The 16,271-nt window shown below is 29.7% G+C and carries 12 protein-coding genes; all 12 read left to right on the forward strand.

All coding sequences use genetic code 11. The features are described from left to right. The first annotated feature begins 43 nt into the window (after nt 1–43). The gene (locus tag HBE96_RS10265) at nt 44–631 is read left to right on the forward strand and encodes a hypothetical protein (protein WP_169297676.1); all 588 of its coding nucleotides are present in this window, start codon (nt 44–46) and stop codon (nt 629–631) included. Nucleotides 632–740: 109 nt separating this feature from the next. Further along, nucleotides 741–1,037 (forward strand): hypothetical protein, encoded by a 297-nt coding sequence (locus tag HBE96_RS10270; protein ID WP_169297677.1) that lies wholly within the window; start codon nt 741–743, stop codon nt 1,035–1,037. A 108-nt stretch (nt 1,038–1,145) separates the two neighbouring features. After that, entirely contained in the window at nt 1,146–2,090 is a 945-nt protein-coding gene (locus HBE96_RS10275) for a DUF6155 family protein (protein WP_169297678.1), read from the forward strand. Between the two features lie 171 nt (nt 2,091–2,261). Continuing rightward, on the forward strand, nt 2,262–2,486 hold the full coding sequence (locus HBE96_RS10280) for a hypothetical protein (protein WP_243186895.1): 225 nt from the start codon (nt 2,262–2,264) through the stop codon (nt 2,484–2,486). A 943-nt stretch (nt 2,487–3,429) separates the two neighbouring features. After that, on the forward strand, nt 3,430–4,374 hold the full coding sequence (locus tag HBE96_RS10285) for a helix-turn-helix transcriptional regulator (protein WP_169297679.1): 945 nt from the start codon (nt 3,430–3,432) through the stop codon (nt 4,372–4,374). Between the two features lie 136 nt (nt 4,375–4,510). After that, nucleotides 4,511–5,998: a DUF2325 domain-containing protein gene (locus HBE96_RS10290; protein ID WP_169297680.1), complete on the forward strand. Its 1,488-nt coding sequence runs from the start codon at nt 4,511–4,513 to the stop codon at nt 5,996–5,998. A gap of 125 nt (nt 5,999–6,123) precedes the next feature. Next, entirely contained in the window at nt 6,124–8,616 is a 2,493-nt protein-coding gene (locus HBE96_RS10295; RefSeq protein WP_169297681.1) for a DEAD/DEAH box helicase family protein, read from the forward strand. A gap of 25 nt (nt 8,617–8,641) precedes the next feature. Further along, nucleotides 8,642–8,953: a nucleoside triphosphate pyrophosphohydrolase gene (locus tag HBE96_RS10300; protein ID WP_169297682.1), complete on the forward strand. Its 312-nt coding sequence runs from the start codon at nt 8,642–8,644 to the stop codon at nt 8,951–8,953. Nucleotides 8,954–9,350: 397 nt separating this feature from the next. Next, a complete protein-coding gene (locus tag HBE96_RS10305) occupies nt 9,351–9,542 on the forward strand; it encodes an excisionase family DNA-binding protein (RefSeq protein ID WP_169297683.1) in 192 nt (63 codons plus the stop codon). Nucleotides 9,543–9,560: 18 nt separating this feature from the next. After that, entirely contained in the window at nt 9,561–10,013 is a 453-nt protein-coding gene (gene brxF / locus HBE96_RS10310; protein WP_169297684.1) for a BREX-3 system P-loop-containing protein BrxF, read from the forward strand. A 20-nt stretch (nt 10,014–10,033) separates the two neighbouring features. Continuing rightward, nucleotides 10,034–13,711, forward strand: coding sequence for a DUF6079 family protein (locus HBE96_RS10315; RefSeq protein ID WP_243186892.1), 3,678 nt, complete (start codon nt 10,034–10,036; stop codon nt 13,709–13,711). Nucleotides 13,712–13,721: 10 nt separating this feature from the next. Next, nucleotides 13,722–16,268: a DNA methyltransferase gene (locus HBE96_RS10320; RefSeq protein WP_169297685.1), complete on the forward strand. Its 2,547-nt coding sequence runs from the start codon at nt 13,722–13,724 to the stop codon at nt 16,266–16,268. Nucleotides 16,269–16,271 lie beyond the last annotated feature (3 nt).

Raw genomic sequence — 16,271 nt, forward strand, 5'->3', positions numbered from 1 at the left:
CAAAAGATATATAACAAGTTTAAAGAAATGAGGTAACTATTAAATGGCAAAATGTATACTTTGTAATAAAAAAATTAAATTTTCAAGAAAATGTCCGGCTTTAAATGAAATTATTTGTTCAACTTGCTGTGGAAGTAAGAAGGAATCGGAAATACAATGCACAAATAATTGCAATTATTTAGTTGAAGGTCAGATTAAAGAAAATAAAAAACAAATAATGCAGCTTGTAAAAGAATCTTTTAATAATGAATTTGAAGACATATATCAAGATGAGAAAATACTGCGATTAGTAGCACCTTTTGAACAATTTATGTTTGAAAAATATTATAATCATAAAGACGTTACAGATGAATTTGTAAGTTGTTGCTATACAAAAATATATTATTATTTAGATGGAAGAGGAAGTATCTATACTTTTAACGAAATTGAAAAAGATATATTTGATGAATTTAACAGAATTGCTGAAAAAACTAAAATGCCGATAGAATCACAAAAACTTATACTATTAAGAATGATGAAATCAGTAGATAGTATGACAGGAGGCATGTTTGGAAACAGGATGTATCTTGAATTATTAAGAAATAATTTTACTGGAACTGGCGTTGTTGCAGAGGTTATGGGGAAAATGTAATATTTGTAACATATATAGAACCGCTTAATTAAGTAATTTGTATGAATTAAGCGGTTTATAATTATTGAAGCGGTAATAATTTAGAATTGTCTTTTGTTTAGATTTTATAATGAACACAGAGACATTCTTAGGAAGTATTACGTTATTAATTACAATAATTGCAGCTATAATTTGCTTTATTAAATTTAAGGGGTTGGTTGGTTTTAGTACATTATTTTTAGGCATAGTTTTAACTTTAATAATATTTGCTATAAGTAAAATTATTCAACTGCTTACAATTAATACAGTAGGAATGACTAGTCTTGAAGAACAACTTATGGAATTAGCTGAAGATGACGTTATAAATTTAGTAATAGATCCTAATATAAAAATGCCTAACAGAGAAACTAGAAGAAATAAAAAGTAGATAAATAAATGTTGGAAATTCTTATATTGATGAAATGCAAAATGCTATATTATTAAAAGCTAGCACCAATAGTGCGATAATTTTAAGCAAGTAACGGAGATGAAGAAAATGAAAAACGGTGAGCATTTATTAAGTGAAACAGAAGTAAAAAATATACTTAAAGAAAAAAGCAGAGAAGAGCTATTGGAATTGTTAATAGAAAGCTATAAAACTATCCCACTGTTAAAGGAATATATAAGCGTAAAATATGGCAGTCAGGATAACATAGAGAAAATTTTCGAAGCATACAAAAATAAGATTTATAATGTGTTTTTTCCTAAAAATATGAAAATTCAATTTAAAATAAGTGATGCAAAGAAAGCTGTTAATGAGTTCAAAAAGCTATTCTCTAACGAAAAACTTACCATAGAGTTAATGCTTTATTATGTTGAGATAAGCATTGAGTTTACAAATACCTATGGAGATATAAATGAAGCATTTTACAATAGTGTTGCAGCTATGTATGAAGCAGTAGTAAGTGCCATTAATAAACAGGATGATTCGGAAATTTGTAATAATTTTAAGGAAAGGTTAAAAGCTGTTGTAGATGACACTAATGGTATGGGGTGGGATTTTCATGATGAGCTTAGCGACATATGTTGGGAGATAAAGTGGCTTGATTTAGAGGATATTGAATTTGATGAAGAAGAGGTTAAAAATATAAAAGAATATATATTTGGGAGACTTGAAAAAAGAAAAGATTTAACTGGCTTTTATAAAAATATTACATTAAGTGAGGTTGTAAGTGAAATTGTAGATGCGGACGAAGTATTTGTAGCAAAAATGGACTCTAGAAGTATGGACTATAGTAATGATGAGGAATTTGATTTTATATCAAATAGGACAGGATATTCTGAAGAGCTTATAGAAATAATATTATGGCAAAAATGCTGTTATGAGATGGAAAATGACTATTGGGAATATGAAGGGAAATGCAGTAAGTGCGGTAACAGTAAATTATATATAAAGGAAGTAAAAGGATTGGGAAAGGAAATTCATATTGAACTAAGATGATATCTATTAGTTTTATATACAGAGCAAAAACTAAATGTAAATTTAAACTCTTCAACAGGAAACCACAAAAATACAATACAACTTGGGAATAATGTTATATTTAAATTAAAAAAGTTTAAAAAATAGCAAATCTTATAGTTGATAATGTAGTCTATATTTACAGTGAAGAATATGCTAGCGGTAGGGAGTTGGCTGAAAATTACTAAGGTAGAAAAAATATTTGAAAAAGAAAAAGAAGAAGCTATGCAAGAGACTAGGAGCCAAGCTGAAAAGGATAAAGCAATAGAGATAGCTAAAAATCTTATGGATATACTTTCAGAAGAAATGATAGCAAAGAAAACTGGATTATCTATTGAAGAAGTTGAAAAGTTAAAGGAAGAAATAAATGAAAATTAGATTTTGCAGAAAGGTATAGCATTTGCTATGCCTTTTATGTTGTTAGTTGCATAGCAGCAGGAACATCTGCAGGAGTCCATTTTAGAGTGAAAACTCTAATTTCTTCTTTAAAAAGTAACCAATATGTTATAAAATAGCAGTATAATTTGAAATTTTATGTAAAAACAGTAATTAATATGGCTGTGATGATTAAATTTGTTAGGCAGGTGGAATGATGGAAGGCAGAAGCGGCGGATGGATAGATAAATAGAGTAGGTTTTAATATAAATTTTCCATGCCATAGGCCAAGAGACAAAAATTAGTTTATATCAAGGCTTATGGATGGTGGAAAGCTGTTATATGGTGTAATTGCTGAAATTCAATATGAATATCTGCAGATAAATGTAGATATTTTTATAAATGATTTTTAGAGAATAGATAAAAGAAATTGCAGTAAAGCAGAGAATATTATCTGAAAGTTATCAGGTAAGGTGAGATTGAATATACAGCACCTAAAATATTGGACAATAAGCAGTTTGATATTATGTCGATTTCATTACATATTTATAAGTGATAGTTAAAGTTTTAAAGTGAACATACGTATGTGAATTTGGAGTAGTAATTATAAAAACATTGTACCTTGGAAGAGGTGAAAGTATGATAAAAAAATTGGAATTAGAAAATACCTATGATTATATATATGATTATATATCTGTAGATACAATAGTCCTGAGGAGAAAATTGTAATAAATAATAAGAAAAATGTACTAAAAGTAATCGATAATTAATGGTAAAATAATAATCAATGCTGACAGTGAAACATAAGTACTTTGAAAACAGAGAGGTCTGTTTGATTTATTGTAGTTACTAATAAAGAGTGGTCTAAAAAGGTTAAGTAGAGGATTCTGCCAAGAAATGTAGAATATATAATATTATTTGGTGTACTTCAAATGGAGGTTTACTAATGAGTAAATTGGCTAATATACTGAAAATGGTCATTCTTCTTAAATGCAGAGGAAAAATGAAGATTAGAGATCTAGCTCAAGAGTTAGAAATAAACGAAAGAATGATTCGAAAATATAAGGATGATTTAGAACAAGCTGGAATTTACTTAAGCTCTACATCAGGCATAAATGGAGGATATTTTATTGAAAATGATACTTCACTTTTAAGCTTTGGAGTAGATAAAGAAGAATATAAAGCTTTAGTAATGGCTGAAAATGAGCTTAAGGACAATGGATTTATATTTATGAAAGAATATAATAGTGCATTAGATAAAATAGCAGCTGCTATGGAAGAAAAAGAATTGGACAAACCTACAACTATGATCATAAGTTCAAAGCCTAATGTAGATTTGAAATCAGAAAGAAAAAAATATTTAGATATTCAAACATCTATAGTTACAAAAAATAAAATTAAAATGAGCTATTTTTCTCTAGGATCAGGTGTAAAAGAAAGAATAGTAAGTCCTTATTCTGTATTCAGATATAATGGTTCTTGGTATTTTATAGGATATTGTGATTTGCGAAACGAAATAAGAGAGTTTAAGATATCAAGAATAAAAGAATATGAGATTTTGCAAGAAAAATTTGAAAGGCTAAAAACTTTTAATTTAAATAACTACATAAAAAGTGGCATTGGCATAATGTGTGATGATGAAGAATTTAAACTGAAAATTAAAATAAAGTATCCAATGTCAATTAAAATAGCAGAAAGAATATGGATTAAGAATCAAAAAATATCCTACAATGAGGATAACTCAATTATATTTGAAGCAGTCACTTCGGGAATGGAGGACATAAAAAATTGGGTTCTTGGTATGGGAATAAATGCAGAAGTATTAGAACCTAAAAAATTAAGAGACTTAATTGCAGAAGAAATAAATAATATGAAAAATTTATATAAGTAAATTATAAGCACTTTATGTTTCATAAGGTGTTTTTATTTTTATATGTAATGTATTGTGACATAAATAAGTCCACAAAGGATGGTAGAATAAAATTAATGAATGCAAGATTACATGTAAAGAAGGGTGAATGATTTTTATGATGAACGTGCAGGTCTTATATAGAGCTTATTGTAACGATACGGCCAATGCATTATTAAAAAAGATGAACTTGCTAAGCCAATTTAAAGAATTAGAAAAAGAAGTTAGAGAAAGCTGTATAGATAAGGAAGAGTGTACTTGTATGGAAACGCCGGAGATGCCGAAACCAGATCCAGCAGAAATTATAAAAATCCTCATTAGTAATATGAAACGATATTGTAAGAAGTATGCAAATGTGGAGAAGAATTTAAAGGAAGCAAAGATTAAGATAGCTGACTTGAAAAGAAAAAACTATATGCTTTCTGTGGACAATAGAAATAAGGATATGAAGATTAAAGAATTAGAAAATAGTATAGTATTGAATAATGATCAAATAGAATTGGTAAATGGTAAGGTTTTGGAGGCAAATAGAAAGTTAGAGGAATTTAAAAGTATGGAGAAAAGTTTTTCTATATTATCCTCAAATAACTTAAAACTTAGGCAGGAAAATCAAAAGCTTCTAAAAAATAGGAAAGAACTTTTAAGTAGAATTGCTAATTCAAAAGTATTTTATGAAGATGAAATAAGAAAAAGTGAGAAGTTAAATAATCAACTTAAGGGAGTATCATTAGAATTATTAAGTTTTAAGAAAAAATGTTCCGAGTTAGAACAAGCTGTGAAGTTTTCGGAGGAAGCTGCCAAATTTCATGCAGGTAATTTTATTTATGACCTTAGAAAAAACATAAGTATAAATAATTTAAAAGAGTATAGTGATTTGCCAGATTTGTATAGTGAGTATGTAAATCTGGAAGAAAAATTAAAGAGCTTAGCTGATAGTGAGAATATAGAATTGTGGAAAGAACTAGAGAGTTTAACTGAAAATGAGGAGGAGAATACAGCTGAAATTGTCTATGGGTTTGTAGTCATGGATAATGATAAATATTGTTTTAAAACAACTTGTGGAAAGCTATATCCTGTTGAAGGTGCTGTAGAAATAATGTATAACCTCTGTCCAGGAAAAGCTAGTATAGAAAATGACATGGCTGCCATTTTGGAGATATACTATACTGATCAAGATAAACAAAATTCAGAAATTGGCACAGCAAAAAAAGAAATAAAATCATTAAATGTGGAAAAACAGGAGGAGCGTAAAAAGAAAGAAAAAGAGATGCTGGAAGTAATTAGAAGAATTAATTTATCAGGTTTGAAGATTTTAATAGTAGGTTCTCGCAATAAGATGCTGTACAGGGAAATGTTAAGAAATTTCGGATGCAAAGTATATTGGCATGACCCTTTTGAAGAAAGCTCAGAGCGATTAAAAACCAAATTTGAAAAATGTGATGTTGTTATTTTATGTGCCAGACATATAAGTCATGATGTTCATTTTGATATAAACTCAAAGGAAGCAAAAGTAGGCGTTTTAAATAGGGATAATAGGGAGACTTTATTTGGACTAGTAAGGTATATGGCTATTAAGATGGGGTTGATTGAAACTGGAATACTTTAAGGATAGAATTAAAAAATAATGATTTGTTTTTGATATAAAGATAAAAATAAATTATAATATGGACATAGGGTTCTAATTTTGAGAGCATTGTTTAGAAAATATTCTACCTTATAAGAGGTGAAAAAATGATAGAAAATCTAGAGATAAAGAGTAGTGGGGAATGCACTGTTGTAGATTCAATAGTGGAAAAAGAAATAGAAAATTCAAACTGTATTACTGGTGACACTAATTATTTGCTGCCTAGGCTTAAAGAGTCTTTTAAGAAAGCTGTAAGCATTGATATAATAGTGGCATTTTTAATGGAGTCAGGAGTAAAGCTTTTAAAAGAAGAGCTTAAGGAAGTAGTAAATAAAAGCATACCTATAAGAATACTTACAGGAAACTATCTAAATATAACTCAACCTCAAGCTTTATACATGTTGAAGGATATAATGGGAGATAAGGTTGATTTGAGGTTCTATAATATACCAAACAAGTCATTTCACCCAAAGGCATACATTTTTGAGTATGAAAATGGTGGAGATTTATATGTAGGTTCCTCCAATATATCAAGATCAGCATTAACCAGCGGAATTGAGTGGAATTATAGATTAAATAAGGATAAGAATATTGATGATTTTAACAGCTTTAAAAGTACTTTTGAGGACTTATTTTTAAATAATTCTACAATAATAGATGAAGAAGAAATGAGAAAGTATTCAGAAAGTTGGGTAAGACCTAAGGTATATAAACATATAGATAACAATGAAAATATTTCTTTAAAGAAGGACAATAATTTAATTGAGCTTTATGAACCAAGAGGAGCACAAATAGAAGCTTTATATGAATTAAAGAAAAGAAGAGAAGAGGGCTATGATAAAGGTCTGGTGGTGGCAGCTACAGGCATAGGAAAAACCTATTTAGCTGCTTTTGATTCAAAGGATTATAATAGAATTTTATTTGTAGCTCATAGAGAAGAAATAATAAATCAAGCAGCAGTATCTTTTAAGAATGTAAGACCAGATAAGTCTATAGGCTTTTTTTATAGTAATGACAAAGATAATACTAGCGACTTTATATTTGCAACAGTTCAAACTCTTGGAAAGCCTGAATATTTAAATGATAACTATTTTGCTAAAGATGCTTTTGATTATATTGTAATAGATGAATTTCACCACGCAGCTGCAGGAAACTATAAAAATATAATTGATTATTTTCAGCCTAAATTTATGTTAGGTTTAACAGCTACTCCAGAAAGATTGGATAACAAAGATGTATTTGCATTATGTGATAACAATGTAGCTTATGAAATTAGGTTGAAATCTGCAATTAATAAAGGATGGCTTGTACCTTTTAGATATTATGGAATATATGATGAACTTGTAAATTATGAAACCATAGATTATAAAAATGGTAAATATGATAATAATCAGCTGGAAGAAGCTTTAATGATAAATAAAAGAGCGGATTTAATAATTGGACATTATAATAAATACAAAAGTGAAAGAGCTTTAGGATTTTGTTCATCAAGAAAGCATGCAGAATTTATGGCAGAATACTTTTGCAGTAAAGGTATAAAAGCTTGTGCAGTAGTAAGTGTAGGAAGCTCTGACTGCAGCGTAGATAGAAACGAGGCAGTAAATAAGCTTGGCAAAGGTGAAGTAAAAGTAATATTTTCAGTGGATATGTTTAATGAAGGCTTGGACATTCCTTCAATAGATCTTGTCATGTTCTTAAGACCTACACAATCACCAACAGTATTTTTACAGCAGCTTGGAAGGGGACTTCGTAAGTATAAGGGAAAGAATTATTTAAATGTATTAGATTTTATAGGAAACTATAGAAAGGCAAATCTTGTACCTTTATTTCTTACTGGTGAACCAAAGAATTCTGGAGGCTCAGGAGCTATACCAGTTGAAGAAGAATATCCAGAAGATTGTTTTGTAGATTTTGATTTTAGGCTTGTGGACATATTTAAGAAAATGGAACAGCAGGGTAAAAGGCTTCAAGATATAATAAAAGAGGAATATTACAGGATAAAAGAAGACTTAGGACACAGACCTACAAGAGTGGAGTTTATAACTTATATTGAAAATGATATATATATTAGAATAAAAAATGCATCAGATAAAAATCCTTTAAAAAATTACTTAGGCTTTTTAAAGGATATTAAGGAACTTCAGCAAGATGAAGCTGAGCTTATGGGAACAAAGGCAGAAGGATTTATAAATATGATAGAAAGAACATCTATGTCTAAAACCTATAAGATGCCTGTACTTTTAGCTTTTTATAATGAAGGAAACTTAAAATTAAGTATAGATGAAGAAGATATTTATAATAGTTTTAAAAACTTCTATGCAAAAGGATCAAATGCAGTAGATTTGTTAAACCAGAAATCTACAAAAGGTTTTAAAAATTGGAATAAAAAGCAGTGGTATAAGCTGGCAAAGGATAATCCATTGAAGTTTTTGGCTAAAACTGAAAATAAATTCTTCTATTTTGATAAAGAAGCTTACTGTTTAAATGAAAACTTAGAAGAATTTAAAGCAAATGAAGCTTTTGTGAAACATTTCAAAGATGCAGTAGATTTTAGAACAAGAGAGTATTATAAAAATAGAGTAGAAAATAAGAAAAAGTAAGAATGAGTAAAGGAAGGTTAATATAATGAAGACTTATAATAAATTAGTTCGTGATAAAATACCACAGGTAATAGAAGCTGCAGGTAAGAAATTTGATGTTAGGAAGGCAGATAAAGAAGAACATTACAAACTATTGGAAGTAAAACTTCAAGAGGAAGTTAAGGAGTTTTTAGAAGATAAAAATTTAGAAGAATTGGCTGATGTTATGGAAGTGCTTTTTGGATTGGCTGAGAATATGGGATATAGTGAAGAGGATTTGGTAAAGAAGAGGATGGAGAAGAAAGAGGAACGTGGGGGATTTAAGGAAGGGATTGTGTTGGAGAGGGTGTATGAGTAGCAAGGGTTGAAGATGTTTGGAAGTATTAAGATGAAAAATTGGTGCTATTTTATTTGTTAACGATGTGATTATATTGCTACATACGTTTCACGTGGAGACGGTAGTAAGGCTACAAAGGAAACTCAGTTAAGTCGTCGAACTAGCTGCAGTTAGAAAATATAAACATAATACATGTTTCGTAAAACAGGATTAGGAAACTATAATTTAATACATTAGTACCACCTGCAACAGAGATTTGTTCAGGTGGTAATTTGTTTTTAAATAAATTACAAATAGCTTGTTTATAGAAAAACAAGCTATGCAATATAATGCAGATTAAAACGTGCTAGATACATGTACAGACTACTAAATTATTGGTATAATAAAAAAGAATGAATATGTAGAGGAGGTTATATATGTGACGGATTTTGTTACGGAGAGATGGTTATCACTTGAAGAAATTGCAGAACATTTGGGAATTAGCAAAGATACAGTTTACAGATGGATAAATAATAAAAAAATGCCGGCACACAAAATGGGACGCCTTTGGAAATTTAAAATTAGTGAAGTAGATGAATGGGTAAAAAATGGTGGAGCAATAGATAAATAAAAATCTAATTTACACTGTGTGAAGGAGAAGGTTATGGGAGCTACTTTTAAATTTTCGTCTATGAACAAAGTTGAAATAGAAAAGTTAATGAAACCACTTATTTTATGTGTTCGTCAAGATAAGATTACTTCGTATATAAGTGAATATAATGTTTTAAGTGTAAATGGATTACTGTCTAAAAATTTACTTAGATATGAATTTGATAAGCGAAGCATTTTCATTACAGATGAGTTTAATAAAATTATAGATAACATAAATGATCCAATACTCATAAAGGACTTTGAAATACTATTTGATCCTGCTTTTCAACTTGATGTGTTAAAGTTATTTATTATGGCAAACAGAAAAAAAAGAGTTACAGTATTATGGTGTGGCAAATATAAAAATGGAAGACTTATTTTTGCAGAGCCAGAATATGAGGATTATAAATCCTATAATATCAGTGATTATGATATAAGTTGTATAGTTTAAAAATTGGAGGGGAATTTTCTATGAAATACTCTGAGTTAATTAATTTTAATCCTATTGAAAGTATAATACAAATCAATGAAGCTGATGATAAGTCGAAGGCTATAAGTCTCACTAAAAGTTATGTTATGTCTGATGATATGGCTGAAAAACTTGATAGAGGAATTATAAATGAATTGCAGCTAGAAGAAGTTGTTGATAATAAAGGTGTACTTCTTGTTGGTAATTATGGTACTGGTAAATCACATCTTATGTCAGTGATATCAACAGTAGCATCTGATAGAGATAACTTACAGTATCTACAAAATAAAAATTTTGCTAATAACATGGAGAAAATAGCAGGAAAGTTTGAAGTTCTTAGAATAGAAATAGGTTCAACAACTATGTCACTTAGAAATATTATTTTAAATAGAGTTGAACAAGATTTCGATAAACGTGGTCTTGATTTTTCCTTTCCTAAGGAAGGAGAAATAATAAACAATAAAGATGTATTAGAAAATATGATGGAGATATTTTTAAGCAAATATCCGAATAAGGGATATCTTATTGTTGTTGATGAATTTCTTGATTATCTTGGTGGGCGTAAAGAACAAGAGATAAAGCTTGATCTTGGATTTATGCGTGAACTTGGTGAAATAGTTAAAAAATCACGTTTAAGAGTGATTTTTGGTGTTCAGGAAAAGCTGTTTGATAATCCAAGTTTTTCTTTTGTATCAATGACCTTAAACAGAGTAAAGGATAGATTTGAACAGGTTATAATACGTAAAGAAGATACAGCTTATGTTGTTTCAGAAAGAATTTTAAAAAAATCACCTGAGCAAAAAGCAAAAATTAGAGAACATTTACAAAAATTCTGTAGCCTATACACAAATATGTCTGAAAGATTAGAAGATTATGTTGAATTGTTCCCAATACATCCAGCTTATATTGATGTTTTCAATAAGATATATATTATTGAAAACAGACACATTTTAAAAAATATATCTGAAATAATTAAGAATATTTTAGATAATGAAGTTACAGATGAAGCACCTGGAGTTATTTCATTTGATAGCTACTGGATTTTTATTAAAGAAAACTTTGGATATAGAACAGATGCCAATATAAAAGAGGTTGTTGAGAAAAGTAGTCAACTTGAGGATATTGTAAACAGATCTTTCCCTAAAAAGCTATATAAGCCATTGGCTATTCAGATAATATATGCTTTAAGTGTACATAGATTGACTACTGGGGATATAAGCATAAGATCAGGTTTGACGTCAGAAAATCTTCGTGATGATTTATGTCTATATCTAAATGGTATGCCAGAATTAGATTCAGAATTTTTGCAATCTGTAGTACAGCAAGTACTAAAAGATACGATGACTACAGTAAGTGGGCAATTTATAGAGCATAATGCTGAAAATGGACAGTATTACTTGGACTTGAAAAAGGACATTGATTATGATGAAAAGATAACTCAAAAGGCATCTATTCTTGATGATAGCAGTTTGAATAGATATTTCTTTGATGTGGCATATTATTGCTTAGATTGGGATCAAACTGAACATGTGGCTAATTTTAAAATATATGAACATACATTAAACTGGGAATCGCACAACATTTTTAGACGTGGATATTTATTTATGGGTACACCAGAAGCACGTCCAACGGCTCAGCCACCTGAAGATTATTATATGTATATTTTACCACCTTATGGTAATGAGCTTTTTAATGATGAGAAAAAGGAAGATGAAGTTTTCTTCGCATTTAAGCAGAATGAAGAGTTCAAAAATGATTTGAAACTTTATGCAGCAGCTCTTTCTATGAAAGAACTTGCAGAGGAAAAGAATAAAGAAACATATCAAAATAAGGCGAATATTTACAAGAAAAGACTTACTAAATATTTGAGTGAAAACAAAAATACATGTTTTGAAGTTAGCTATAAAGGTATAAAAAGACAACTTATTGAAGTATTAAAAGGAAAATACAATAAAGATTTTGCTTTTAAGGAAACAATTGATGCAGCTGCGTCTATATGCTTAGATAATTATTTTTCTTCTAAGTACCCAGATATGCCTATTTTTAAAACAAAAATTACTTTAAAGAACCAAGCAGATACAATTAGAGCAGGTATTGATCATTTTGCGGGAAGAACAAACCAACAATCAAAAGCACTACTTGAAAGTTTTAATCTTCTTGATGGCGAGAAGATAAATATTAATAAATCAAAGTATGCTGCTTACTATATTAATCAATTATCAAAGTTGTCTCCTAAAGGAGTTATAAATTTTAATGACATTTATGGAGAGAATTTTAATGAATACTTAGATAAGCATTTTTCTATAAGTTATGCTTTGATGCCTATTGTTTTTGTTGCTTTAGTCCATTCGGGCAATGCTGTAATAGCTCTTAAAAATGGAACAACTCTTACAGCTTCAAACTTGGATATTTTACCAAAAACAGGAGCTTTGGATTTATATGAATTTAAATATATTTCTAAGCCTAAGGATATAGCACTTAGAGAGCTTGTAAGACTGTTTGAGATTTTAGATATTCCTAGGGGATTGATAAACAATCCAGCTGAAAGAGAAAAAGGTTTGGAAGAACTTATAAAAAAGACTTCTGCTTTAGCAACAAAAGCAGTTCAGTCTTCAACTAAGCTTAATGGTGAATTTGAACTTTGGGGAGAGCCATTAATAGGAGAGCACATTTTATCTGATTATAAACAATCAATAAAGAGAGTTGTTGATGAATTTGGAAATTTTGGAAATAGATATAATACTGTAGCTAAACTTAATAATTTCGGTATGTCTATGGAGCAAGTAGAGCAGATAGGTAAAGACATTGAGAGTGTAGAAATAGTAATCGAATATGATAAATTTAAAAACACTTGCATTTCAAATGTTGGATATATAATGAATCTAGAACTTATGGAACTGGGAGCAGACTTTAAATCAAAAATAGAAACTGCTAAGTCAAAATTTAGAGAAGTACGTGACTCAATTAATGATGATCAAAATGGTGAAGGAGCTGCTGTTACCGTAAACAATGAACTATCAATTTTAAAGGAAACATATATAGACATTTATTTTGCAGAACATCAAAAAAAGCGATTGGGAGTCAAAGACGGACAGCGTAAAGGTGAAATCATTAGCTCGGTGAAACTAACAAATTTGAAAAGGTTAAAGACTATTAATATTCTTTCTACCGCAAAACTTACGGATATTGAAACTGCATTAGCAAATTTAAAGGTTTGCTATGAACTTACACCTGTTATGCTAAAATCATCACATATTTGTCCAAAATGTGGATTTAAAATTGGTGAGAGCAGTATATCCATATCAGGTCAGCTTGATTCTATCGAAGAGAAAATAGAGAATTTAATGACAGATTGGACTAATACTTTACTAAATACAATTTCTGACCCACTGGTACTTGCTCAAAAGGATTATTTGAGTTCAGAACAGAAAAAGATAATAGATACTTTTTTAAAGGGAAAGGAACTTCCTAAAACAATAGATAATTTCTTTATAGGAAGTATTAATGCGCTATTGCAAGGGTTTGAACCTGTTGTAATTCAAAGCGAGGAACTTATGCATAAGATAGATGAGATTGGACCTTGCGATGTAGATACATTTAAAGACAAATTGATGGATATTATATCAGTATACACTAAGGGTAAAGATAAAGAAAAATTACGTATTGTAGTAAAACGTTAGGAGTGATGATATGAAACTTACAAAAGAAGATATAGATAAAGTAAGAAATATAGAAGGTTTTCCTATAGCAAAGGATGAGGACATTATAGCACTTTCAAATCCTCCTTATTACACAGCTTGTCCTAACCCTTTTATTGAGGAGTTCATAAAGAAAAATAGTAAGCCATATGATGAAGTAACTGATAACTATTATTGTGAGCCATTTGCTGCGGATGTAAGTGAAGGTAAAACGGACCCTATTTATATGGCACATACTTATCATACTAAGGTACCCCACAAGGCAATAATGCGATATATTTTGCATTATACAAAACCCAATGATATTGTTTTAGATGGATTTTGTGGGACGGGGATGACAGCATTAGCAGCACAAATGTGTGAAACTCCTGATTTAGATTTTAAGCATGATATTGAACAGAATGACTCAAATATTCAATGGGGTGCAAGAAAGGCTATTATTAGTGATTTAAGTCCTATTGCAACATTTATTGCCTCAAATTATAATCAACCCATTAAAGTTGATGTTTTTAAGAGTGAAATTAATACACTGTTGAATGAATGTGAGAAAGAATTTGCATGGATGTATAAGACTAGACACATTGGAGAAGATTCGAATTCCTTAATTGCTGGCAATGGTCAAGGAGTAATTAATTATATTGTGTGGTCTGATATATTTATTTGTCCTCACTGCGGTAAAGAATTAATATTTTGGGATATTGCAGTAGATGATAAGAAAAATGTTCATTCAAGTTTTTCTTGTTCTGAATGTGGTATGATCTTAAAAAAATCAGATTGCACAAGAAGCGTAGAGCTATCAATTGATAATAAAACAAATACCACAATTAAACAGGCTAAACAAGTTCCAGTATTAATTAATTATGCTTATCAAGGTAAAAAGTATGAAAAACGACCAGATGATAATGATTTAGAAGTAATTGAGCAAGTTAATAAACTTTTACCCAAATTTCATATACCAACGGATAAGTTGCCAGAAGGTGATAATACTGCACAACCAATACGATCACATGGATTTATGCATGTAAATCAGTTTTATTATAATAGAAGTGCTATTATATTTTCCTATGTTATGGAAAAATCTGAACAGTTTTCTTTTGGCTCAACAATTAGATTTTTAGTAACATCTATTCTTACAAAAACAGGCTCAAAATTACACAATATTGGATTTAAAGATGGAAAGCTTAATCTTGCTGGAGCTATGCCAAATGTTTTATATGTGCCAAGTACAATTGCCGAAAGAAATATTATCGAGCTTTTGCGTTCTAAAATTAAAGGTATATGTAAAATATACTCATATAAAAATAATAACGAGAATTTATGCATTCAATGTTGTTCTGCTACAGATATGCGTTTGATGCCAAATTCAATTGACTATATATTTACAGATCCTCCTTTTGGTAGTAATATTAACTATTCTGAATTAAACTTTTTGTGGGAATCGTGGTTAAAGGTAAAAACGAATAATATTACTGAAGCAATTGTAAACAAAGTTCAAAATAAAGCATTACCAGAATATCAAGAGTTAATGACAAAGTGTTTTATTGAATATTATAGAGCACTAAAGCCAGGAAGATGGATGACAGTAGAATTTCATAATTCTCTCAATGCAGTCTGGAATGCTATTCAAGAAGCTATTCAACGTGCAGGATTTATCATCGCAGACGTGCGTATATTAGATAAAAAGCAAGGAACGTTTAAGCAAATGACAACAAGCGCTGCAGTTAAACAAGACCTTGTAATTTCTGCGTATAAACCTAAAGAGCGCTTTACTCAAGAATTTATAGCTCGAGCTGGTAGTGAAGAAACTGTGTGGGAATTTGTTAAACAACATCTTGAAAAACTTCCAGTGGTAGTTAGAAAGCGTGATAAAATTGAACTTGTTGTTGAACGACAGTCATTCTTATTGTTTGATCGCATGGTTGCTTATCATATAATGAATGGTATTAATGTACCAATAGATGCATCAGATTTTTACAAAGGACTTGATGAAAAATTTTTAAAACGTGATAGTATGTATTTTTTACATGACCAAGTAAATGAATATGATACAGCAAGAATTGAAACAGATGTTGAACCTATTCAATTTTCTTTAATTGTAAGTGATGAGAAGACAGCAATTGCATGGCTATATCAGCAACTTACAAATCCACAGACGTATTCGGAAATTCAGCCTAAATTTATGCAGGAAATTCGTTCAATTGAAAAGTATGAAAAGTTACCAGAGCTTTCAGTATTGCTTGACGATAATTTCTTACAAAACGATGAAGGTAAATGGTATATTCCAGATGTGACAAAGGCGGCAGATGTAGCTAAACTTCGCGAAAAGAGACTATTGAAAGATTTTGAAGAATATTTAAATAGCACTGGCAAGTTAAAGTTATTTAGAACAGAGGCAATTAGGGTTGGTTTTGCAAAACTATGGAAAAATAAAAATTATGCAGTAATTGTAAAAACAGCTGAAAGGTTACCTGAAAAAGTAATACAAGAGGATGACAAGCTTCTTATGTATTACGATATTAGTTTAAGCAGAATGGAGTGAAAT

This window comes from Clostridium muellerianum (assembly GCF_012926525.1).
Lineage (GTDB): Bacteria > Bacillota > Clostridia > Clostridiales > Clostridiaceae > Clostridium_AM > Clostridium_AM muellerianum.

Bases quoted from the DNA above. Each gene is read 5' to 3' on its own strand.
- HBE96_RS10320 (WP_169297685.1), top strand. From the start codon at position 13,722: ATGAAACTTACAAAAGAAGATATAGATAAAGTAAGAAATATAGAAGGT.
- HBE96_RS10285 (WP_169297679.1), top strand. From the start codon at position 3,430: ATGAGTAAATTGGCTAATATACTGAAAATGGTCATTCTTCTTAAATGC.
- HBE96_RS10290 (WP_169297680.1), top strand. From the start codon at position 4,511: ATGATGAACGTGCAGGTCTTATATAGAGCTTATTGTAACGATACGGCC.
- HBE96_RS10315 (WP_243186892.1), top strand. From the start codon at position 10,034: ATGAAATACTCTGAGTTAATTAATTTTAATCCTATTGAAAGTATAATA.
- HBE96_RS10275 (WP_169297678.1), top strand. From the start codon at position 1,146: ATGAAAAACGGTGAGCATTTATTAAGTGAAACAGAAGTAAAAAATATA.
- HBE96_RS10280 (WP_243186895.1), top strand. From the start codon at position 2,262: ATGCTAGCGGTAGGGAGTTGGCTGAAAATTACTAAGGTAGAAAAAATA.
- HBE96_RS10295 (WP_169297681.1), top strand. From the start codon at position 6,124: ATGATAGAAAATCTAGAGATAAAGAGTAGTGGGGAATGCACTGTTGTA.
- HBE96_RS10270 (WP_169297677.1), top strand. From the start codon at position 741: ATGAACACAGAGACATTCTTAGGAAGTATTACGTTATTAATTACAATA.
- HBE96_RS10300 (WP_169297682.1), top strand. From the start codon at position 8,642: ATGAAGACTTATAATAAATTAGTTCGTGATAAAATACCACAGGTAATA.
- HBE96_RS10265 (WP_169297676.1), top strand. From the start codon at position 44: ATGGCAAAATGTATACTTTGTAATAAAAAAATTAAATTTTCAAGAAAA.